At 60.9% G+C, this 21,057-nt stretch carries 21 protein-coding genes; 8 read left to right on the plus strand and 13 right to left on the minus strand.

Translation table 11 applies throughout. The annotated features are described in order from the left end of the window. Positions 1–135 precede the first annotated feature (135 nt). Complete coding sequence (locus BM413_RS21120; protein WP_091916656.1) at positions 136–1,284, plus strand: tyrosine-type recombinase/integrase; 1,149 nt, start codon at positions 136–138, stop codon at positions 1,282–1,284. 39 nt (positions 1,285–1,323) lie between these two features. On the opposite strand, the gene BM413_RS21125 is transcribed toward BM413_RS21120, so the two are convergent. The 4 genes from BM413_RS21125 to BM413_RS21140 are packed head-to-tail and all read right to left on the minus strand — an operon-like array spanning position 1,324 to position 6,032. Then, entirely contained in the window at positions 1,324–2,637 is a 1,314-nt protein-coding gene (locus tag BM413_RS21125) for an O-antigen ligase family protein (RefSeq protein ID WP_244537950.1), read from the minus strand. Next, positions 2,634–4,166 (minus strand): undecaprenyl-phosphate glucose phosphotransferase, encoded by a 1,533-nt coding sequence (locus BM413_RS21130; RefSeq protein WP_091916847.1) that lies wholly within the window; start codon positions 4,164–4,166, stop codon positions 2,634–2,636. The genes BM413_RS21125 and BM413_RS21130 overlap by 4 nt, the downstream gene beginning before the upstream one ends. Positions 4,167–4,209: 43 nt before the next feature. Beyond that, positions 4,210–5,427 (minus strand): glycosyltransferase family 4 protein, encoded by a 1,218-nt coding sequence (locus BM413_RS21135; protein WP_091916657.1) that lies wholly within the window; start codon positions 5,425–5,427, stop codon positions 4,210–4,212. Positions 5,428–5,468: 41 nt separating this feature from the next. Continuing rightward, positions 5,469–6,032, minus strand: a complete 564-nt coding sequence (locus tag BM413_RS21140) for a polysaccharide biosynthesis/export family protein (protein ID WP_091916658.1) — start codon at positions 6,030–6,032, stop codon at positions 5,469–5,471. A 252-nt stretch (positions 6,033–6,284) separates the two neighbouring features. Between BM413_RS21140 and BM413_RS21145 the strand changes: the two genes are divergently transcribed. Then, positions 6,285–8,456: a GumC family protein gene (locus BM413_RS21145; protein WP_091916659.1), complete on the plus strand. Its 2,172-nt coding sequence runs from the start codon at positions 6,285–6,287 to the stop codon at positions 8,454–8,456. Positions 8,457–8,484: 28 nt separating this feature from the next. Here BM413_RS21145 and BM413_RS21150 read toward each other — a convergent pair whose 3' ends face one another. Beyond that, entirely contained in the window at positions 8,485–9,702 is a 1,218-nt protein-coding gene (locus BM413_RS21150) for a GNAT family N-acetyltransferase (RefSeq protein WP_091916660.1), read from the minus strand. Positions 9,703–9,790: 88 nt separating this feature from the next. Between BM413_RS21150 and BM413_RS21155 the strand changes: the two genes are divergently transcribed. Further along, complete coding sequence (locus BM413_RS21155; protein WP_091916661.1) at positions 9,791–10,849, plus strand: polysaccharide deacetylase family protein; 1,059 nt, start codon at positions 9,791–9,793, stop codon at positions 10,847–10,849. 3 nt (positions 10,850–10,852) lie between these two features. Here the strand turns inward: BM413_RS21155 and BM413_RS21160 are convergent, their stop codons facing one another. Beyond that, positions 10,853–11,068, minus strand: a complete 216-nt coding sequence (locus BM413_RS21160; RefSeq protein ID WP_091916662.1) for a DUF2842 domain-containing protein — start codon at positions 11,066–11,068, stop codon at positions 10,853–10,855. Positions 11,069–11,274: 206 nt separating this feature from the next. Here BM413_RS21160 and BM413_RS21165 point away from each other — a divergent pair, with 206 nt between their 5' ends. Next, positions 11,275–12,366 (plus strand): COX15/CtaA family protein, encoded by a 1,092-nt coding sequence (locus BM413_RS21165; RefSeq protein ID WP_091916663.1) that lies wholly within the window; start codon positions 11,275–11,277, stop codon positions 12,364–12,366. Here BM413_RS21165 and BM413_RS21170 read toward each other — a convergent pair. The 4 genes from BM413_RS21170 to BM413_RS33415 form a co-directional block, all read right to left on the minus strand. Beyond that, the gene (locus tag BM413_RS21170) at positions 12,356–13,195 is read right to left on the minus strand and encodes an aminoglycoside phosphotransferase family protein (RefSeq protein ID WP_091916664.1); all 840 of its coding nucleotides are present in this window, start codon (positions 13,193–13,195) and stop codon (positions 12,356–12,358) included. The genes BM413_RS21165 and BM413_RS21170 overlap by 11 nt on opposite strands. Then, on the minus strand, positions 13,196–14,134 hold the full coding sequence (gene argC / locus BM413_RS21175; protein ID WP_091916665.1) for an N-acetyl-gamma-glutamyl-phosphate reductase: 939 nt from the start codon (positions 14,132–14,134) through the stop codon (positions 13,196–13,198). It lies immediately after the preceding gene. A gap of 71 nt (positions 14,135–14,205) precedes the next feature. Further along, positions 14,206–15,174: an agmatinase gene (gene speB, locus BM413_RS21180; RefSeq protein ID WP_091916666.1), complete on the minus strand. Its 969-nt coding sequence runs from the start codon at positions 15,172–15,174 to the stop codon at positions 14,206–14,208. A 9-nt stretch (positions 15,175–15,183) separates the two neighbouring features. Next, a complete protein-coding gene (locus BM413_RS33415) occupies positions 15,184–15,432 on the minus strand; it encodes a hypothetical protein (RefSeq protein ID WP_139238626.1) in 249 nt (82 codons plus the stop codon). Positions 15,433–15,624: 192 nt separating this feature from the next. Here BM413_RS33415 and BM413_RS21190 point away from each other — a divergent pair, with 192 nt between their 5' ends. Continuing rightward, positions 15,625–16,647 (plus strand): glycerophosphodiester phosphodiesterase family protein, encoded by a 1,023-nt coding sequence (locus BM413_RS21190; RefSeq protein ID WP_091916669.1) that lies wholly within the window; start codon positions 15,625–15,627, stop codon positions 16,645–16,647. Between the two features lie 172 nt (positions 16,648–16,819). Further along, positions 16,820–17,791, plus strand: coding sequence for a hypothetical protein (locus BM413_RS21195; protein ID WP_175544389.1), 972 nt, complete (start codon positions 16,820–16,822; stop codon positions 17,789–17,791). A gap of 77 nt (positions 17,792–17,868) precedes the next feature. Here BM413_RS21195 and rpsI read toward each other — a convergent pair whose 3' ends face one another. The 3 genes from rpsI to BM413_RS21210 form a co-directional block, all read right to left on the minus strand. Further along, on the minus strand, positions 17,869–18,345 hold the full coding sequence (gene rpsI / locus BM413_RS21200; protein WP_091916670.1) for a 30S ribosomal protein S9: 477 nt from the start codon (positions 18,343–18,345) through the stop codon (positions 17,869–17,871). A 2-nt stretch (positions 18,346–18,347) separates the two neighbouring features. Then, the gene (gene rplM / locus BM413_RS21205) at positions 18,348–18,812 is read right to left on the minus strand and encodes a 50S ribosomal protein L13 (protein ID WP_091916849.1); all 465 of its coding nucleotides are present in this window, start codon (positions 18,810–18,812) and stop codon (positions 18,348–18,350) included. A gap of 234 nt (positions 18,813–19,046) precedes the next feature. After that, entirely contained in the window at positions 19,047–19,493 is a 447-nt protein-coding gene (locus BM413_RS21210) for a PaaI family thioesterase (RefSeq protein WP_091916671.1), read from the minus strand. A 149-nt stretch (positions 19,494–19,642) separates the two neighbouring features. Here BM413_RS21210 and BM413_RS21215 point away from each other — a divergent pair, with 149 nt between their 5' ends. Both BM413_RS21215 and BM413_RS21220 read left to right on the plus strand, forming a co-directional pair. Beyond that, positions 19,643–20,461 carry an enoyl-CoA hydratase gene (locus BM413_RS21215; RefSeq protein ID WP_091916672.1) on the plus strand — a complete coding sequence of 273 codons (819 nt, stop codon included), beginning with the start codon at positions 19,643–19,645 and terminating at the stop codon, positions 20,459–20,461. 43 nt (positions 20,462–20,504) lie between these two features. After that, positions 20,505–21,026: a CoA-binding protein gene (locus tag BM413_RS21220; protein WP_091916673.1), complete on the plus strand. Its 522-nt coding sequence runs from the start codon at positions 20,505–20,507 to the stop codon at positions 21,024–21,026. The last annotated feature ends 31 nt before the right edge of the window (positions 21,027–21,057 follow it).

A 21,057-nucleotide genomic window follows, 5' to 3' on the forward strand; every position in this document is an offset into this window, starting at 1 on the left:
CGAGGACACATTGCGCGCTATGCGCACGGCTGGAGAGATCGCCTACATCAATATTGGACGTGGCAAGAAGCGTGAAACACCCCGCTACGACATTGCCGATCTGATGGCGTGGCGAGAGAAGAAGAGGAAAACGGCATGTCCGTCTTCATCCGAAAAGAAACCAAGGACGGGACGTACTCCTACGACTTCCATCTTCAGGGTCGTCGATTTTCAGGCTCGACGGAAAGAAAGACCCGGCGCGAAGCGGCGCAAATAGAGAAGATCAGGCGAGAGGAGGCAAAAGCCTCCCTCGCAGTCGAGAAGGCATTCTCCGATCCAAGCATGACGATTGAGATCGCTACCAGCCGATATTGGCAAGAGGTCGGCCAACACCATAAGAACTGGAAAACGACCGAATGGTCGATGGCATGGCTTGTCAGTCACTTCGGAAAACAAACCCGGCTTCGCGATATCGATGACAGCAAAATAGCAATGATGGTGGCAAAGCGTCGTAGTGAGTTCATCCAGGGGCGCAAGAAACCGGTCCGCGTCAGTTCCGTGACGGTCAACAGATCTACCACCCAGCCGTTGCGTGAGATTTTGATACGCGCTCGCGAACTCTGGGGTGTTCCCATCTCTAAAATCAAATGGAGAGACCACCTTCTGTCCGAGCCGAGGGAAAGAGTTCGTGAGGCCAGCCCAGGCGAAGAAGCGGCTATCATGGAGCAGCTGGAGCGTGGCTATGACGATGCGATCCAGTTCGCGTTCTGGTCAGGATGCAGACGAATGGAAATCATCGGACTGGTCTGGTCACGGGTGGACTTTTTTGGTCGGCAATTCACGGTGATTGGCAAGGGCGATAAGTCACGTGTCATCCCAATGTCACAGGCCATTTTCGATTTGCTTTGGCGGCAGCAGAACAATCATCCCGAACACGTTTTCACCTACCAGGCGAAACGGACTGTGCGAATCGGCACCCAGCTGATTGTGCGTGGCGAGCGATACCCAATGACTGAGAGCGGCCTTAAGACGATGATGCGCCGGGCTGTGCCTAACGCTGGCGTCAAAAACTTCCGGTTTCATGACACACGGCATACCGCCGCAACCCGTGTTCTTCGCAAGAGTAATCTGCGCGTTGTTCAAGAGCTTCTCGGGCACGAGGATATCAAGACAACGACAAAATATGCTCACGCGCTGAAGGAAGACGTGCGCGACGCGCTCAATGCAATCGCTCCCACAAAAAGCCCCGCAAAGGAGAGAAAGAAGGCTGATAAGGCATTGAAAAAAATTGGAAAAGCTGGCTGAGGTTCTTCTTCCCCCAGTCAAGTGCGCTACCGGGCTGCGCTACACTCCGGACCGGTTGCTGTCTATCTGCATATGCCTTTGTCGGTCAACCGAAATTCGCGGCTGTGACCGAGTTCGTTGTGCATCTGCGCGAATGGCGTGCTGGTGCCGGTATTCCAGCCCTATCCCGCCCCAGATCAGGCCGAGCAGGAGATAGAAATGCCGCCAGTGATCGGTATCGATGAAGGTGCCGAGTGCGATATGGCCGATCAGCACGACATAGGCGCATAGGACGTAAGGCTGCCATGGCCGGTCACGGAACAGGATGCGGAAGCCGCCGGCGAGCGTCCAGCAAATCATGGTCAGCCAGGAGACGAAGCCGAGCCAGCCGTAATCCATCAGCGCTTTCAGCCAGATGTCGTGCGTGTCCTCGCCGTAGATCTGGCCGAAGACCAGCGGGCCGATGCCGAAGGGCTTTTCCAGCGCCAGCATGAAGCCGATGCCATAGCGGGCAAAGCGGCCGAGGCGGGCGCTGTCGTAATCCTGCGCGAGTTGGGCGCGCGCGGTGAACAGTTCGGCAACACTCGGTATCTGCAGCGCGATCAGCAGGGCCAGCGCCAGAAACAGGAATGCTGCAACGCTCATGACGACGATGCGCAGGCGGAAGCGGCCGCTCGAGCTTTGCAGGAACAGTGCGCCGGTGAGCAGGATCGCGGACGCGCCGAAAAGCCCCCAGGCGCCGCGCGAAAACGAGAAGAAGATGCCGCCGACGATGATGAGCAGCGGCGCTGCGTAAATGAACATTTTCGCAGGGCTGCCGGTCAGCAGGCGGTGAAGCAGGTAGATGCCGGGCAAAGCAAGAAAAGGCCCGAAGACGTTCGGGTCCTGGAAAGCGCCGGCGGCGCGCTCATATTTGGTGAACATGTCCGCACCGGGGAAGGCGTGGAAATAACCCAGTATGCCAAGCAGCGAAGTCGACACCGCCGCAATGACATAGGCCAGGAAGATGACCCGGTAGAGACCGGGCTGCATCTCCGTGACGGCAGCGAAGAACACGGCCGTAAACGCGAGGAACAGCGACACGGCCAGATAGAGCGGCGTGTTCATCAGGTCCGACATCTGGCTCATCGAGATCATGCCGCCGATATTGAAGGTGACCAGCAACACCAGAAGCGGCACGACGGAGCGCGACAGCCTGAGGCCGAACAACGCCCATATGGCGATCAGTCCGGCCATATAGAGTTCGTACGGGGCCGGTTCGTTGATGACGAAGCCCGACAGAAGCACGCCAAGGCCGACCGCGCCCGACGAGATCAGCGCGATCAGCTTGGCGTTGACCGCGGCTCGCGGCAGTTCATGGGTGATCGCGCTCAATAGGCGTTTTCCGTGTTGAGCAGCCGCACGGGCGTCAGGCAAAGGATTTTCAGGTCCAGCCAGAGCGACCAGTTCTCTATATAGAACAGGTCATATTCGGTGCGCATCCTGATCTTCTCGTCGGTATCCATCTCGCCGCGCCAGCCGTTGATCTGCGCCCAGCCAGTGACGCCGGGCTTCACACGATGGCGGGCGAAATAACCGTCGACGACTTCGTTGTAGAGAAGGTTGTGCGATTGGGCGGCGATGGCATGCGGGCGAGGGCCGATCAGCGACAGGCTGCCGAACAGCGAATTGAAGAATTGCGGCAACTCGTCGATCGAGGTCTTGCGGATGATGCGCCCGACGCGGGTGACACGTGGGTCGTTCTTGGTGACGCTCTTCTTTGCGGAGGGGTCCGACATGTCCGTGTACATCGAGCGGAACTTGTAGACTTCGACGATCTCGTTGTTGAAGCCGTGCCGCTTCTGCTTGAACAGCACCGGCCCCTTGCTGTCGAGCTTGATGGCGATTGCGGTTGCCAGCATCACCGGCGAGAAGACTATGATGCCGAACAGGCTGAAGATGATGTCGAAGGCGCGCTTGGCGACCGAATCCCAATCGTTGATGGGCTTGTCGAATATGTCGAGCATCGGCACCGAGCCGATGAACGAATAGGATCGCGGCCGGAACTGCAGCTGGTTGGAATGCGCCGACAGCCGGATATCCACCGGCAGCACCCAGAGCTTCTTCAAAAGCTGCAACACGCGCGCTTCGGCGGTGATCGGCAGCGACACGATCAGCATGTCGATGCGGGCGATGCGCGCGAATTCGATCAGCTCGCTGACATTGCCGAGCTTGGGATAGCCGGCGACGATGGGCGGCGAGCGCTTGTCGTCGCGATCATCGAAAATGCCGCAGATGCGGATGTCGTTGTAGGGCTGCTGCTCGACCGAGCGAATGAGGGATTCTGCGGATTTGCCACCGCCGACGATGACAGCGCGGCGTTCCATCCGGCCGTTGCGCGCCCATTGCCGGATCACGCGGGATAGGATCAGCCGCAGGCCGAAGATCAGCGCGAAGCCGATGACGAACCAGGAGCCGAACAGGAGTCGCGAGAACCCTTCCGAAATCTTGAGAAAGAAGCCGGCAAGCGCCAACAGCGCGAAGGTGGCCGACCACATCAGCAGGATGCGCCCGAAACTGGAGAGCGGACGCATCAGCGCGGAGATCTGGTACAGATCGTTGAACTCGAGGAGGATCACCATCAGCAGGGAAGCCGCGCCGATAATGACCGGATAGTGCCAGAACAGATGCGTGGTCAGCCCGACATGGAACGCGAAGAGCGCGAAGCCCGGCAGGAACAGAAGCATGAATTCAACGAGGCGCATGACGCCGCTGACCATGATCGGCGACATCGTATCACGGCGATATTGCGAGGCGACCTGCAGCGCGACCTTGTTGAGCTTGACGGGCTGGCCTGAAGAGCCAGCGTCAACTTTCCGGACCGCATTGATCGAAAAGCGGTGTGGAGGTTCAATCTCGTTCATGGTCAAGACCCGCAGATTACGGATCATATCTAACAGTCAGGGGCTAAGAAACCCTTGAGACTATCGGTCGCTTCAGACCATCTTTCGGCTCGGAAATCTTCCGGCCGAGGGCTGCGAAATAGGTTTTTTCGATCTGCGCGGCCATGACGTCGGCGCCGAACCTGGCTTTCAGCTCGACCGGTGTCGGCATGAGGGTGCGGTAAGCGTCGGGATCGAGAAGCGCTTCACTCATCTTATCGGTCAGTTGGCTGGTCAAGGGATAGACGAGCGCCGGCGAGCCGATGCCGAAGATTTCGGGGATTCCGCCAACGGCAGTCGCGATCATCGGCATGCCGGCACCGAGCGCTTCGAGCACGATGTAGGGCATCGCCTCGGCACGCGAGGGAACGACGATAAACCGCGCCAGTGAAAAGGCTTTTCGCGCCGGCATGGGCGGCAGGAAGCGCACCCGGTCGGCCAGATCGAGGCGCTTCACCTGCGCATGGTAACGCGGCAAATCCTCGCCGTCGCCGACCATCACGGCGGTGACCTTGCGTCCGAGTTTTGCCTCGGTGGCGGCGAGCGCGTCGATGAAGAGATCTGGGCCCTTCAGATCGCGCATCATGCCGATATAGAGGAAGTCGGCGGCGTCTGCTGCAGCCGGCACCGGTTCGAATTCGGCGGCGCGAAGACCGTTATAGACAAGCCCGTGCGGCGGGCGCGGCGTGCCGATCTTGCGGCGGAAGGTTCGCTGCTCATAATCCGAAACGAACAGCAGGTGATCGGTGAAACGCTCCATCAGGCGTTCGAGCCCGAAGAACATTTTTCCCGTCGTGGTCGTTTCGTCGTAGTGCAGGCTGCCGCCATGCGGCGAATAGAGGCGGGCGACGCGAGACCTTGAAACCCGCAACAGCGAGCCGAACATTCGGGCATAGACGCCACCCTTGGCGCCATGTCCGTGCAGGACGTCCGGCTGCAATTCCTTGATGATTCTGTATGTGCGCCAGGCGGCGGTCATATCGCCGGGGCCGATATGGCGCTGCATCGGCGTGCGCCATATGCCGAGCGCCAGCATGTCCTTCATGCCGGAAAACAGGCGTTCCTCATAGTCGCCGCCGGTGGTCGAATCGCAGACGATGCCAACCTGGTGCCCGGCCGCTACCTGAGCCTCGGCGAGATCGCGGACATGACGGAAGATGCCGCCGACCGGCGAGCGGAAACAGTGAACGATACGAAGCCGTTCACCCGCGCTCCTCTCGCTGCCATTTGCATGCTGATTCATGGTCTCTTCCGTAAGTCGAAACCAATCTTACGGACGATGGATTAAAAAAGACGTTCGCGAACGTAGATTGTGTCGCCGGGCAATAGAGGATCGGATGTGACGACCCTTCCGGTCATCACCTTGCCGTTGATATCGCGGGTGATATCGACATTCGCCTGGTTGGCGCGCGCCGAGAAGCCGCCGGCAATGGCGATCGCCTTTTGCACCGTCAGGCCCGGAACGTAGGAGTACTGGCCGGCAGCGCCCACTTCGCCCATGACGAAGATCGGACGGTAGCGATCGATCTCGACCGAAACATCGGGATCGCGCAGAAAACCCTGCCGCAGCTTGGCGGCAAGCGCCGCCTCGACCTGCTGGGCGGTGTTGCCGCGCGCCGGCACCGCACCCACCAGCGGGAAGGCGATGTAGCCGGACTGATCCACGCTGTAGGTGTTGGTAAGGCCTTCCTGTTCGAACACCGTCACACGAATGCGGTCGCCAGCGCCGAGCCGGTAGGGTTGGTCAAGCGCTTCATGGAAGGCTGCCGGTGCCGGGCGATAGCTGGAGCAGCCGGCAAGCAACGCCGCGACGAGCAGTGCGTGAAAGGCGGGGCGAAAGCTTTTCATGGCCGGACGGACACCTTTGGCTGCGCGCTGGACTCAAGTTCAGCGACTTCGATGTCGCTGTTATCATCCTGTTAGGGTTAATGCCCGGTAAAGCCCGCTGCTCTTTTGGGTCGATCCGACTACGTATAGTTGCATTAGGGTCGGCTCATTAACGCTCTATCAATCAAGGAAAACAGATTCTTTCCAGCATCTTAACCGATGGGTTACCATAGATGTTTACCATAAGAAGCATCCGATACTGGAGCAGGATGCATGTCAGGCGCTCAATCAACTGCCAACGATATCGATGTCGACCTTGGAAAGCTCTTCGCCTCGCTGGCGAGGAACTGGCTGCGCATCCTGCTGGTCGCGCTCGTCGTTACCGGAATTGCTTTCGTCCTCGCCTGGATGGCGACGCCGCACTACAAGGCCGAAACCCGCATCCTGATCGAAACCCGCGAATCCGTGTTTACCCGGCCGGATACGGGCAATGCGGAGGCTGATCGCCCGATTCTCGACGAGGAAGGGGTAACCAGTCAGGTCGAGGTGATCTCGTCGACCGACATCCTCAAGCAGGTATCGCAGAAGCTCGGCCTTTCGAAGCTGCCGGAGTTCGATCCCGCCGCCAATATGTCGCTCGCGACGCGGTTGCTGGTGATTGCGGGACTGAAAAGCGATCCGCATGAAATTCCTGCCGACGAGCGCGTGCTGAAGGCATTCCGCGAGAAGCTGAAGGTTTATCGCGTTGAAAAGTCACGCGTTATCGTCATCGAGTTCTCGTCTGAAGACCCAAGGCTTGCAGCCGAGGTGCCGAACGCCGTTGCCGACGCCTATCTGTCGGTGAGCCGGGATGCCAAGCTCCTGTCGAATTCCGACGCGACCGACTGGCTGGCGCCCGAGATCGCCGACCTCAGCAAGCGCGTCAAGGAAGCCGAGTCGCGTGTTGCCGACTATCGCGGCAAGTCGGATCTGCTGATCGGACAGAACAACGCGGTCCTGTCGACGCAGCAGCTTTCCGAACTGTCTTCCGAATTGTCGCGGGTGCGTGCCAGCCGTGCGGCCTCCGAGGCAAACGCCGAAAGCATGCGCAAGGTGCTGCAAGGCGGCGGTTCGGTCGATGCGTTGCCGGGCGTCCTGTCCTCGCCGCTCATACAGCGGCTGCGCGAGCGCCAGGTGCAGCTCAAGGCCGATATCGCCGACCTGTCGACGACGCTGCTGGGGAATCACCCGCGCGTTCGCGCGCTTAATTCGCAGCTTGCAGACCTCGACCGTCAAATCCGCATCGAAGCCCAGAATGTGCTGAAAAGCATCGTGACGGAGGCGCAGACCGCGCAAATGCGCGAGAGCCAGATCGTGGCCGATCTCAATACATTGAAGGCGGCTTCCGCACGCTCCGGTGAGCAGGAGGTCGAACTGCGCGCATTGGAGCGGGAGGCGACTTCGCAGCGGCAACTGCTCGAATCCTACATGACCCGCTATCGCGAGGCGGCATCGCGCAAGGACCGCAACTATCTGCCGGCCGATGCCCGCATCTTCTCGCGCGCAGTCGTTCCCGCAGAGCCATATTTCCCGAAGATCGTGCCGATCGTGGGTGCCGCCTTCGTCGCCTCGCTGCTGATCATGGCTGTGGTGACGCTTCTGCAGGAATTGTTCTCCGGCCGTGCAATGCGCCCGGCGCCCGGCGCGCATTTCGAGCCGGTCGAGCAGGTGGCGATGCCCGTCCTCGAAACGGAGCCGCATGAGGAACCGACCGCGAAGGAATATGATCAGGCCGCGCCGATCGTTTCTTCCGAAACGGAGCCGGATATCGAGGACGATCACGGCGAATTGTCCAGGCCTGAGCGCATGCTCGGAGAGATCGGCATCGAGCGCGCCGCCGAAAAGCTGATTGCCGGTGGTGCCATGCGTGCGATTTTCGTGTCGCCCGAGGGCGACGAGGCGGCTGCGACCTCGGTCATGGTTGCCCGCGAGGTCTCGGATGCCGGATTGCGGGTGCTGCTTCTTGATCTTACCGCATCAGGTGCCGCTTCGCGGCCAATGCTCGACAGCGGGCACTATCCCGGCATAACCAATCTGCTGTCGGCGCAGGCGCAGTTCACCGAAGTCATCCATGCCGACCATTATTCCGATTGCCACGTCATTCCGGTAGGTACTGCCGATCCGGTTCGTGCCATGCGCGCTGCCGACCGCCTGCCGATCATCCTGGAATCGCTGACGACCGCTTACGACATCGTCGTGGTCGAATGCGGCCCGATCGATGCCGATGGCATCCGCCGGCTTGTCGGCGAGGGTACGGAAATCTTCATCAGCATGCTGGAGCCGGACGACGAGGTTCTGTCAGCCGCCGACAACCTGCGCGAAGGCGGCTACCACGGCTTTATCCTGGTGACGCCTGCCGGCTACGAATTGCCGACTTCGCCGGTGCCCGGCAGGAACGTGGCGTAAGCGCCGCATTCCCTTCGTTTCCGTTGGATCACTCTTCTGCCGGCGTCGCCATTCCGCCTGCGGCCCGCTTGCGCAGCGCCTTCGCGACCTTCCAGATAAACGGGCGGTTCTTTACGAACGCCTTGAGGCGCGCGGTGGCTCGCGTGCTGGCCGCAAACATCCGCCCCTTGGCCGTGAGCGGCAGGACGATGTCGACATGGCGCGTTTCGATATCGCACCAGAGCCGTTTGTACGGCTCGTCGCCGACGCTGAAATCGTAAATGCCGAAACCGTCGGCGCAGGCGGCATTTATATTGTCATAGAACAGGAACTCGCCGGGGCTGGTGGCCGCCAGTTCATCGTCGGAGATCGCGCCGAACTCGCAGATGAGGCGCTTGCCGCATTGGCTGGTGCCGGTGACCGCGCGCAACACGCCTCCGACTTCGAGCGCCTCCAGCGTAAAGATCGGCTGGTCGGTTTTCACGCTCTCTGCAAACAGGGCATGGAAAAACGCCTGGAGTTCGGGCTCTTCGAAAACATTGGCGATGCCCATCTTGCGGAAGCGTTCCACCTTCATCGCAAGGAATGCTTCGAACAGGCGCTGTGTCTCATCGCCGGTTTGCGCGATGAGACGCTGATAGCCGCCGGCTGCCTCGAATTTCCGCGTCTGCGCCCGATGCTTCTTGCGCTTTCGCTTGGCGCTCGTGCGCTCCAGAACGGCGTCGAACCCGCCATCAAGATTGACGCTGAGCGCGATGTTCGGGGTGGGGGCATGGGGAAGGGCGAGCAGGGGATTGGCAGTGCCGTCGAGATCTGTGGCGACGCGCTGGAGCATAAGGGCATCGATATCCGGCCGCGCCTTGCCGATAGCCTGCGTCAGGCTGATGATGTCGGCCTCGCTGGCCGACTGGAGCCATTTCGGCAGGGCAGGTGCAAAATTGCCGTTGGCATGCGTGCCTCCCATGAAGCGGGCGACACGAAATGGCCCGACCTTGACGACTTCCAGCGCCAGGGCGAAGACCGCCTGCTCATTGCTGGTGATCGTTGCGATCAGACTGTCGGGGCGTATCTGCCTGACCCAGTTTTCGACCCAGAGCGCGCTCTGGGCGGGCGCGAAGACGCCGTTTGCGCACAGCCGCGCATAGGAGGAGAGTGCTTCGGGCGTAGCCGTCGAAATCTCCGCCTGCGTCGCACGGGCATCCTGGCGAGCCGAAGCACGCCCTTGCGCGGCCGGTTCGATTCCAAATGACGCTGTGGCGTCAACCATACCTCAATCCTTCGCGGCTAATGCTGGTCGCCTGTCTTGCCGTAGGAAGGCGCTGTTTCAACGGATTGTAACGCCAAAAGGTGAATTAATGATCGACGGGGGCGATACGTTGCGCAGGCTGGTGCTGAACGCGGTCGGATATTCCGGCCTGGCGCCGCTCGCCCGTCCGCTCGTCGGCGGCATCGGCGCGATCCTGATGCTGCATCGGGTTACCGCCAACCTTGAAAGGCCCGACGGCGCCAATCGTCACCTCAACATCGCGCCGGCCTTTCTCGACGCACTGATAACCGACATGAAGGCAGGCGGCACCGAATTCGTGACGATGGACGAGGCGCTGGAGCGCGTGAGGCGCGGCGGCAAGGGCGGCCAGTTCGCCACGATTACCGCAGACGACGGTTATCGCGACAATCTAACAGAGGCATTGCCCGTGCTCGAAAGGCACGGTGTGCCGATCACCATCTACATCGCGCCGGCCTTGATCGACGGCACCGTGGATTTGTGGTGGGAGGTGATCGACGACATCGTCAACGCCCGCGACATGCTGTTCCTGAATACGGCCGAGGGCCGCGTGATGATCGACTGCTCGTCGCCGGCCAAGCGGGCAGAGGCCAATGCGCGGCTTCAGGAATATCTGACCATCGACGTTCGCGAGGAGGACCAGCGCACCGCCTTGCACGAACTGTCGCGTTCATGCGGCGTCGATCCGACCGGGCCGGGCAGGAAGACGCTGATGGGCTGGGAAGAGGTGAGGGCTGCTGCCGCCCACCCGCTGGTGACGATCGGCGCGCACACAGTGCACCATTACAGCCTCAAACGGTTGAACGAGGAGACGGCAAGGCGCGAGATCATCGATGCCGGGCGCATTCTCGAATCCGAGCTTGGCGAGAAACCGCGCCATATGGCGTACCCTTACGGTTATCCGAGCGCGGTGGGCGAGCGCGAGGTGGTGCTGGCGAAGGCTGCCGGCTATGCCTCGGCGGTGACGACGCGCCATGGTGTGCTGCGGGCCGACCACGCCGGACACCTGCATGCGCTGCCGCGCATCTCGATCAACGGCCGCTACCAGCGCGTTTCTTATATCCGCACGATGCTGTCGGGTATCACGACGCCCCTGGCGAATGCCGGCAAGATGCTCGTGACCGTATGAGGGTCAGGGCTTCGGCCGTGGCTCGATAATCAGCCACTTGATGATGCCCATCGCCGGCACCACCCAGAGAATACCGCTGAACAGGAAGAAGGCCAGATGCACCAGCGGGCCGGATTCCGACAGCTGCGCCACCGCCACCGTAGTTGCGACCAGCGCATAGACGATGACCAGCACGATCAGCAGCACGGTTCCGATGAGTTTTTTCAGGCGAATGGGCATGGTTCTTCCTTCGCCGTCCTCCTAAAACTTCTCAGGTCGCTGCGCAACCCGAGAGAAGCCATTACGCAATTCCGGGCGAAAAACCGCTGCACACTTTTCCGAGAATTGCTTGAGCGCGACGGCGTGTCGCGTGCATGATAGCCTTGTAAGAGCTGTCCCGATGGTCCACCAATCGCCGCGTTTCTAACGGTTTGGAATTGAGAGCCATGGCCGCAATCGCCAACGCTGCACCGCTTGCCTCGCACGACCGCGAACAGCGCAACCGCACCTATGTGCGCGGCTGGCTTTATGTCGTGCTCGTCGTGCTGTTTGCGCTGGTGATGGTCGGCGGCGCCACGCGCATGACCGGCTCCGGGCTCTCCATCACCGAATGGAAGCCGATCCACGGCGTCATCCCGCCGCTCAACCAGGCCGAATGGCAGGAAGAATTCGAAAAATACCAGCAGATCCCGCAATATGAGCAGATCAACAAGGGCATGAGCCTGGATGAGTTCAAGGGGATTTTCTGGTGGGAATGGGCGCATCGTTTGCTCGCCCGCGGCGTCGGCTTCCTTGTCGCCATTCCTCTAGCCTTCTTCTGGCTGTCGGGCCGCCTCGAGCGCGGGCTGAAGCCGCGCCTCGTTGGGCTTCTGGCGCTGGGCGGGCTGCAGGGCGCGATCGGCTGGTGGATGGTCGCCTCGGGGCTTTCCGAACGCGTTTCCGTCAGTCAGTACCGGCTGGCGACGCATCTGACGCTGGCCTGCATCATCATCATGGCGACGGCCTATATCGCGCGCGGGGTTGCGACCTATTCGGAAGCGCCGGCAAATCGAGGCGTGCAGCGCTTCGCCGGCATCATGGTGCTGCTGGTGCTGATCCAGATCTACCTCGGCGGTCTTGTCGCCGGCCTGCATGCGGGCCTGACTTACAACACCTGGCCGCTGATGGACGGTGCAGTCATTCCGGGGGACCTGTTCATCATCGATCCGGCGTGGCGCAACCTGTTTGAAAATCCCAAGACCGTGCAATTCGTGCATCGCATGTTCGCCTATTCGGTCCTCGCCGCGGCCATCTGGCATGCCTTGGTGACGATGCGGGCACTTCCGGGAACCACGCATGCCCGCCGGGCCTGGGTGCTGGTGGCGCTCATTCTGGGGCAGGCGGCGATTGGCGTCGGCACCCTGCTCGCGCAGGCACACATTCACTGGGCGCTGCTGCATCAAGGCTTTGCCATGATCGTGCTGATCTTCGCGACCGCCCATTGGCGCGGCACCAAGGGTGCTTATCCCTTGCCGACCGAAATCGCCGTTAGAAGCTAGCCCGCACCGCACGTACCGCCGCCACGACGGCAAGCTCGCTCGTCTCTTCGGCTTCGTTTTCGTCTTCGGCGTGCCAGGATGACGACAGGCAGCCCCATGCAATGGCATGATCGAGGATCGCGCGCGGGTCCTGTCCAAGCACACGGGCGAAAGCTTCTGCCATATAGGCGATGCGCTCCGGGTCCAGCGAGAGATCGTGACGATGGAGCGGGTTGTAGAAGAAGTTCGCCGCGTCGAAGCCGGGATCGCCGAGAAGGCCTTTCGGGTCGATCACCAGCCAGCCGCGTTTTCCGTGCAGGATATTGTCGTGATGCAGGTCGCCGTGCAGCACGCGCAGATCATGCGGGTTCGACAGCAGGCGTTCGGCAATCTCCGCTGCTTCCCGATAAGGGCTGTCATTTCCAGCGTCGCGATCGGCCTTGGCTTTCGTGAACAGGCTGGCGAAACGTTCCGTGAGGGGCTGCAGCTCAACTGGAGGAGGGGTGTCGGATGCTGAAAACAGTTCAGCCATCACCTCGACCGCGATATCGGTCGCGTGCCGGTCGCCATGCTCGTTCAACTCGTCGGTGAGCAGCCGGTCGCCGGCATACTCGAGCAGCATGTCATGCCCCTCGAAGCCTAGCAGCCGGATTGCTCCGGCGCCGTCTCGCCACGACAGATAATGCGCGCCGCGCAATTCGTCGGCGACGTCATCGAACGGCTTGAGCGCTTTGACCACGGCAGGGTCGCCATTTTCCTGGCGCACCTTCCAGATGCGGCTCGAAAATGTTTCTGCAATGAGGACCGGGTCGCTGATCTTCCAGCGACCCGGAAAGGCAGGCTGGTTCATTCAGTGCTTCAGCCCGAGCATCAAATCCATGTTCTGGACGGCAGCACCCGAGGCTCCCTTGCCGAGATTGTCGAGCAGCGCCACCAGATTGACCTGGCCCTGACCATCGGTGCCGAAGACATAAAGCTTCATCAGGTCGGTGTTGTTGAGCGCTGTCGGATCGAGGCGCGCCAGTTTGGCGCTTTCGGCAAGCGGTACGACCTCGACGATGTCTTGGCCGGCATAATGCGCTGCAAGCGCCGCATGGATCCCACCGAGCGTCACCGCGCCGTTGAGGTCGGCCAGATGCAGCGGCACCTGAACGATCATGCCCTGCGCGAAGCGGCCGACGGACGGCGCAAAGATCGGCTTGCGGTCGAGCAGGCCGTGCTGCTTCATTTCAGGAACGTGCTTGTGCGCAAGCGTCAGGCCGTAGAGGAAGTGCGGCGAGGCGATGTGCTCCGGGTTTGCCGGGTCTTCCATCTGCGCGATCATCTGCTTGCCGCCGCCGGTGTAGCCCGAGACGGCGTTGACGCTGACGGGGTAGTCGGCGGGCAGGATGCCGGCAGCCACCAGCGGGCGGATCAGCGAGATCGCGCCGGTCGGATAGCAGCCGGGATTGGCGACGAGCCGCGCCTTGGCGATCAGCGCGCGCTGCGCGCCGTCCATTTCGGCAAAGCCGTAGGCCCAGTCGGGATGCACGCGATGCGCGGTCGACGTGTCGATGATGCGCGTCGAGTTCTTGCCTTCCAAGATCGCGACGGCCTCGCGGGAGGCGTCATCCGGCAGGCAGAGAATGGCAAGGTCGGCCGACTTCAGGAAATCGGCGCGCATGTCCTTGTTGCGCCGCTCGGCTTCCGGGATCGACAGGACATCGAGATCGGATCGTTCGGCAAGGCGCGTGCGGATCTGGAGGCCCGTCGTGCCGTGTTCGCCGTCGATGAAGATTTTCGGTTTCATGTCCTGTCGTCCGTTAAACTGTGCAATTCCAAGGAGATGAAGCCGAAACCGGATTCATCTCCTCAATTTGGTCAACCCGCCTTCAAGGCGTTTTCGCGAGCCTTTCGCTCGGCCAGCAGGCCGAGATATTGCATCGCCACCGTCGCCCCGGCAATCGCGGTAATATCGGCATGGTCGTAGGCCGGCGCAACCTCTACGACATCAGCACCGACAATGTCGATCTGCGTCATCTGGCGCAGCACCGAAAATATCTTGGCCGTTGATGGTCCGCCGGCAACCGGCGTGCCTGTGCCGGGCGCGTAGGCCGGGTCGAGGCAATCGATGTCGAAGGTGACGTAGGTCTTCTTGCCGCCGGTGCGCTCGGCGATCGCATAGGCGATGTCGGAGGCACGCATGTCTTCGACTTCATAGCCGTAGATGATCTTGATGCCGAAATCGTCGGGCGCATGGGTGCGGATGCCGATCTGGATCGAGCGGTCAGGATCGATGATGCCCTCGCGTACGGCACGGGCCACGAACGAGCCGTGATCGATGCGCTTGCCGTCATCGTCCCAGGTGTCCTGATGGGCGTCGAACTGCACCATCGCCAACGGGCCGTGAATGGCCGCATGAGCCTTGAGCAGCGGCCAGGTGACGAAATGGTCACCGCCGAGCGACAAAAGGAATGCGCCGGATTTCAGAATCTTGGTCGCTTCGCGCTCGATCGCTCCCGGCGTTTTCTGGTGGTTGCCGGTGTCGAGCAGGCAGTCGCCATAGTCGACGACGCCGAGATTCTCGAACAGGTCGAGATGAAACGGATATTGCGGATCGCAGTCGAAGATCGCCGAAGCGCGGCGGATCGCCTGTGGGCCAAAGCGCGCGCCGGAGCGGTTGGTGACGGCGGCGTCGAACGGAATGCCCCAGACGACGGCGTCGGCGCCCTTTACGTTCTTGGTGTAGCGGCGGCGCATGAATGACAGTGCACCGGCATAGGTCGGATCGCCCGAGCGACCGGTGTTCTTGTTGGCCGTGAAAGCATGGTCAATGGATTTTGCAGGCATCACGATTTCCTAAAACTTGTCTTGTGACGGGCTGATGAAGCGGCGCGGAAATTGCGCGGCTTCGGTGGGGAAATGAATTCGCCCCGGCTCTATTATCACCGGGACAGGAGGCGGACCATCTTGACGCAGACGGCATTCCTCGATGGGAGCTCCTTCATTGATCTTGCCGCGAATGCGGCCTTTGGCTACCGCCGCCGAATGGTTCGAAATGCTCGTTCCTGGCGGGGTTTCTGCGCTCTCCTGGTCGCGCTTTCTCATTTTCCAGCGACGGGATTCGTTTCGCAGAGCGCCTTCATCGGCTCATCTTTCCCGTTTGTCGACTTTTTTTTCGCCCACCGGCATGTGCCTGCGGTCCGGCGGGTCGCGAAAATGTAGCCGGCGGCGTTCACCGCGCTGTCACGCGCGGCCGTTATCTCCTCGCCACATCAAACCGGCGAGGAAACGATTCTCATGCGGATGATGTGGCTGGGTGCGGCTGTGGCCGCTTTCCTCTTGCAAGTCTCGACGCCGGCGTCGGCCCAGAACGCGCGGATCGACCAGATCATCGATCGCTTCGAGCACGCCAACCTGTGGCGTGACCACGTCATGATCGTCGCTCATCGCGCCGGCTGGAAGGCCGGTGGAAAGATCACCCGTCCCGAGAATTCAATTGCCGCGATCCGCCACTCGATAGACCTCGGCGTCGAGATGGTCGAGTTCGATGTCCAGAAGACGCAGGACGGTGAACTCGTCGTGCTGCATGACAGCTGGCTCGACCGCACCACCACCTGCAAGGGCGAACTGGTCAAGTATGCGCTGGCCGACCTGAAGGGCTGCCGGCTGATCGTTGAAGGCACGGGCGAAGTGACCGACGAAACAGTGCCGACGCTGCGCGACATGCTTGCCGCTGCCAAAGGCCGGATCATGGTCAATATCGACAACAAGCTAGGCGTCGATGCGCTGCCGGAAATGGTCGCGGTCGCCCGCGATCTGGGTATCGAGCGGCAGGTGGTGATCAAGCAGAACCTCTGGAACACCGACAAGATCGCCGAGATGAAGGCAGTAATGGCGAAGGTGGGCGAGGGCGTTCACTTCATGCCGATCATTGCCGACGATGCCGTCAGGGATGCGCGTTTCATCGAGACGGCCACGAAGGCTTTTGCGGCGGATGCGGTCGAAATGGTTGTCTGGCGCCAACAGGGCCAACGCATGATAGCCGATGGCGGGCCGCTGTTCGGTTCGCGTGCCCGTGCGGTTGCTGCCCGGGGCGACTGGCACCTCTGGGTCAACACCTACCCGATCGTGAACAGGGAAAGCGGCCTGCTGGCCGGCGGCCGCGGCGATGAGCTGGCGACATTCGCAAGCCTGCCGGAGGAAACCTATGGTTTCTGGGCGGAGCAGGGCGCGACGATCATCCAGACGGACGAACCCGAAGCGGCGATCGATTGGCTGACGGCCAATGGCTACCGCACGCCCTATGATCTGACGAATTGACGTCGAGCACGATAGTCTTACGCGCCAGCGCGAAAGTCATCGTATTTGCTTTGCTCTTTAGGAAAGTCGAATATTAGCCAAACATTCTCAATATTCCGTCATCTTGGAAAAGCAACTGGACAGTGTTCGTGGAACACGCTCTGGTAGAAGGCGGGTTTGAGGATTTCCTTCTATGAATGCAGATGAAATTGTCAGCCATCCCGCGCTGTTTCCCGTGATTCAGCGGCAGTCGCGGGCATTTCTGCAGGTTTCCGAAGAACATCCGCGGCTGGCAGCAGTCTTTGCGACCCACCAGCGCTGGCTGATGGCGATGGTTGCGGTTGCGCTTTACTTTCGCAGCAATCCAGGCGGCAGCCCGACCGGGACAAGCACTGCCCGCTTCTTCGAGGTGATCGATTACCATTCGGTCGCCAGCAAGAATACCGCCAGCGCCTTCGTCAAGGAGATGCTGAACTACGGCTTCGCGAGCTATGGTTCCGATATCGAAGACAAGCGGACGGTGACGTTTCATCCGACGGCTTTGAGTGTCGACGCGATAGGCGTCTGGCTGACGATAGGGCTCACCACGCTCGACAGTCTCGACGGCAAAACCCGGCTCGCGACATTCCAGGCTGCGCCTGACGGCGCGCGCCGGCTTCTGCCACTCATTTCCGATGGCCTTCTCAAGTCCCGCGCCGTGAGAGAACCCAAGAACACCTTCTCCCTTTTCTCGTGGCTCAACGAGGGCGGCATCGTCATTGAGAGGCTGATAACCGGGATGCGAAAAGCCGACATCAAGGCCGCGCGTATTTCGACGGATATAACCTCGGTCACCAATCTGGGCATGTGGTTGACCCTGTCGCGGGCTCACCTCGCGCGAAAGCTTCGCGAGGCCGAGGATGCCGGCAGCCTCGGATGGCATGGCCAGAAGAACCATTCGGTAATGTGGGTGTCGCAGGGCTTTCTTCAGGATTACATGGCCGCCCAGGCGGTGAAGCTGGCGATCATCGATGCTTCGTTCGCCATGTGTTTCGGCGTCGAAGCAGAAAAGAGCCCAATCGTCGACAGTTCGTCAGCAATGCCAGATGCGGCGAACGGCAAGGGGCCGAATATCCCGGCGGCAGCCCCCACGGGCAATTCCGCGCTGCCAGCCATTTTACGGTAAGTGTTCAAACAAAAAGGCCCCGCAAGCGGGGCCTTTTCGTTCGGCACTGGCAAGCAGCACCTGAAATTCGAAAGCGATTAGCGCTTCGAGAACTGGAACGAACGACGGGCCTTGGCCTTGCCGTACTTCTTGCGCTCGACGGTACGGCTGTCGCGGGTCAGGAAGCCGCCCTTCTTGAGCACGCCGCGAAGGCCCGGCTCGTAGTAGGTCAGCGCCTTGGAGATGCCGTGACGGACAGCACCGGCCTGACCGGAAAGACCACCGCCGACGACGGTCGCGATGATGTCGAACTGGCCGACGCGGGCAGCAGCCACGATCGGCTGGTTGAGGATCATCTGCAGCACCGGACGGGCGAAATAAGCCGCGAATTCCTTGCCGTTGACGACGATCTTGCCGGAACCCGGCTTGACCCAGACGCGAGCGATCGCGTCCTTGCGCTTGCCGGTGGCATAGGCGCGGCCCTGCTTGTCCAGCTTCTGGACATAGACCGGGGCAGCCGGCTGTGCGGTAACGGCAGCGGTGCCGAGTTCTGCGAGCGAGTTGAGCTCAGCCATGATTACGAAGCCTTCTTGTTCTTGGCGTTCAGCGCGCCGACGTCGAGCGTCACAGGCTGCTGGGCGACATGCGGATGTTCGGCGCCGGCATAGACGCGCAGATTCTTCATCTGGCGGCGACCAAGCGGACCGCGCGGGATCATGCGTTCGACGGCCTTTTCAAGGACGCGTTCCGGGAAACGGCCTTCGAGCAGCTGGCGCGCGGTGCGCTCCTTGATGCCGCCGGGATGGCCGGTGTGCCAGTAGTACACCTTGTCGGTGAACTTCTTGCCGGTGAATGCGACCTTGTCGGCGTTGATGATGATGACATTGTCGCCATCGTCGACATGGGGGGTGAAGGTGGGCTTGTTCTTGCCGCGGAGGATGTTGGCGACGATAGAGGCGAGACGACCAACGACGAGACCCTCGGCGTCGATCAGCACCCACTTCTTCACCACGTCCGCAGGCTTCTGCGAAAAGGTTGTCATGGTCATATGCTTTCGGTTCGGACCTTCCGGAGAAGGCGTTTCTTGTTGCTTGGATTGAAACGCCGCCTGCGCGCCGCTTCAAAAACAAAACGACGGCCGATGTGGCCGCTGTTTCGATGTCGGCTTATAGGCTGCGGGCATCCCGAAGGTCAAGTGACGAAAAACAGCCGCTTTCTGAGTAAATTCAATAAAAACAATGCGCTAGGTATAAGGTATTATTTTACCACACAAATTTCAGCGCTTCGGCGGTATCGAATAGGTGCCGGTGGCATGCGCGACCGTGTGCCCGTCCGGTCCGGCGACGATATCTATGTCGTAGACCATCAGGCTTTTTCCGAGCTTCAGTATGCGGCAATGGCCGTCTATCGGACCGGCTTCGGCCTTGCGCATGAAGTTGATGTTGAGATTGGTGGTCACCGACAGCGCGTCGGGTCCGGCATGGGAAAGCACGCAGACATAGCCGCCGATATCGGCCAGCGTAAACAGCGATGGCCCGGACACCGTGCCGCCGGGGCGCAGGTGGCGTTCGTCGGCATTCAGCCTCACCGTGCAGCCGCCGGGAAACACCTCGACCGCCTCGAAAGCCGTAAGATCGCCGTTCAGCTGCGGGTAGACGGATTTCAGCAGATCGTTGATTTCGCCGGCCGTCATCTTCGGTTCGAGTTTCTGCTGGGCCGGCATCTGATCTGCTCCTGTCGCGGGGTCTGGTTCTACCGGCGGTGGGTCCGGCTGCTTATATCTGCCCGAAAGCGTCGCCAGAAAACACGTTTGCCCCCTGTTCTTCAACCGGCAGCGTGTTAGTTCTTTGGGCGAGACGAAGGAGATGAATATTGGCTGAGATCGTCGCCATAAAACCTGCGCCGGAAGGGCCGGTAACCTCGGTGCTGAAGGAAGGCGTGCTGCGCCTGACGCTGTCCAATCCGCCGGCCAATGCGCTGTCGATCGCGACGATGGCAGCACTTCAAGCCGAATTCGACCGCGCCCGCGACGACAAGGCGGTGCGCGTAATCATCCTGGCAGCAAGCGGCAAGTTGTTCTGCGCCGGTCACGACCTCAAGGAAATGACACTGCACCGCGCGGATGCCGACCGGGGCAGGGCCTTCTTCGAACGCAGCATGGGCGCCTGCGCGCAACTGATGCAGTCGATCGTGCGCCATCCCAAACCGGTGATTGCCGAGGTTGATGGGCTGGCAACGGCTGCCGGCTGCCAGCTTGTCGCGAGCTGCGATCTTGCCATTGCCTCGAACGAGGCGACATTCTGCACGCCCGGCGTCAATATCGGTCTGTTCTGCTCGACCCCGATGGTGGCGCTGTCGCGCAATGTATCGCGCAAGCAGGCGATGGAAATGTTGCTGACCGGCGAGACGATCGACGCGACGACAGCACGCGAATTCGGCCTGGTCAATCGCGTCGTGCCGCGCGAATACCTGAATCAAATCGTGAACAAATACGCTCAAACCATTGCTTCGAAATCGCCTTTGACGCTGAAGATCGGCAAGGAAGCTTTTTATCAACAGGCCGAGATGGGCCTGTCAGACGCCTACGAATACGCCTCGCGCGTGATGGTCGAAAACATGCTGGCCCGCGACGCCGAGGAAGGCATCGGCGCCTTCATCGCAAAGCGTGACCCGAAATGGACGGGCGAGTAGGCGCCTTGACGGCTGCATCCTTCCGCTCAAACAAGCAGGCATCATGAACCACGATTCCTACGACAATTCCTACATCTCCGGCATTCTGAATTCGGTGAAGACGATCGCCGTCGTCGGCGCATCTGCAAACGACGTGCGGCCGAGCTATTTCGTCATGAAATATCTCATCGCCAAGGGGTTCACCGTGTTCCCGGTCAATCCGGGGCAGGCGGGCAAGGAGATCCTTGGCCAGATGACCTATGCGAAGCTCACGGACATTCCGGGCGCGATCGACATGGTCGATATCTTTCGGGCTTCCAATGCCGTGCCGGCAATCGTCGACGAGGCGCTGGCGCTCGATCCGCTGCCCAAGGTGATCTGGATGCAACTGACCGTGCGCAATGACGAAGCAGCGGCGCGCGCCGAGGCTGCCGGCCTCAAGGTGGTGATGAACCGCTGCCCGAAAATCGAATACGCCCGCCTTGCCGGCGAGATCGGCTGGAATGGCGTCAATTCGGGCGTTCTGTCCTCGAAAAAGCCGATCATGCGCGCCGGATTCCAGAGCTTCGGCGTTCGCCAGAAGTAGTTTTCGCAAAATCATTCCGTGCCGGGCGCTT

The sequence above is a fragment of the Mesorhizobium sp. YR577 genome, from assembly GCF_900116595.1.
Taxonomy (GTDB): domain Bacteria; phylum Pseudomonadota; class Alphaproteobacteria; order Rhizobiales; family Rhizobiaceae; genus Mesorhizobium_M.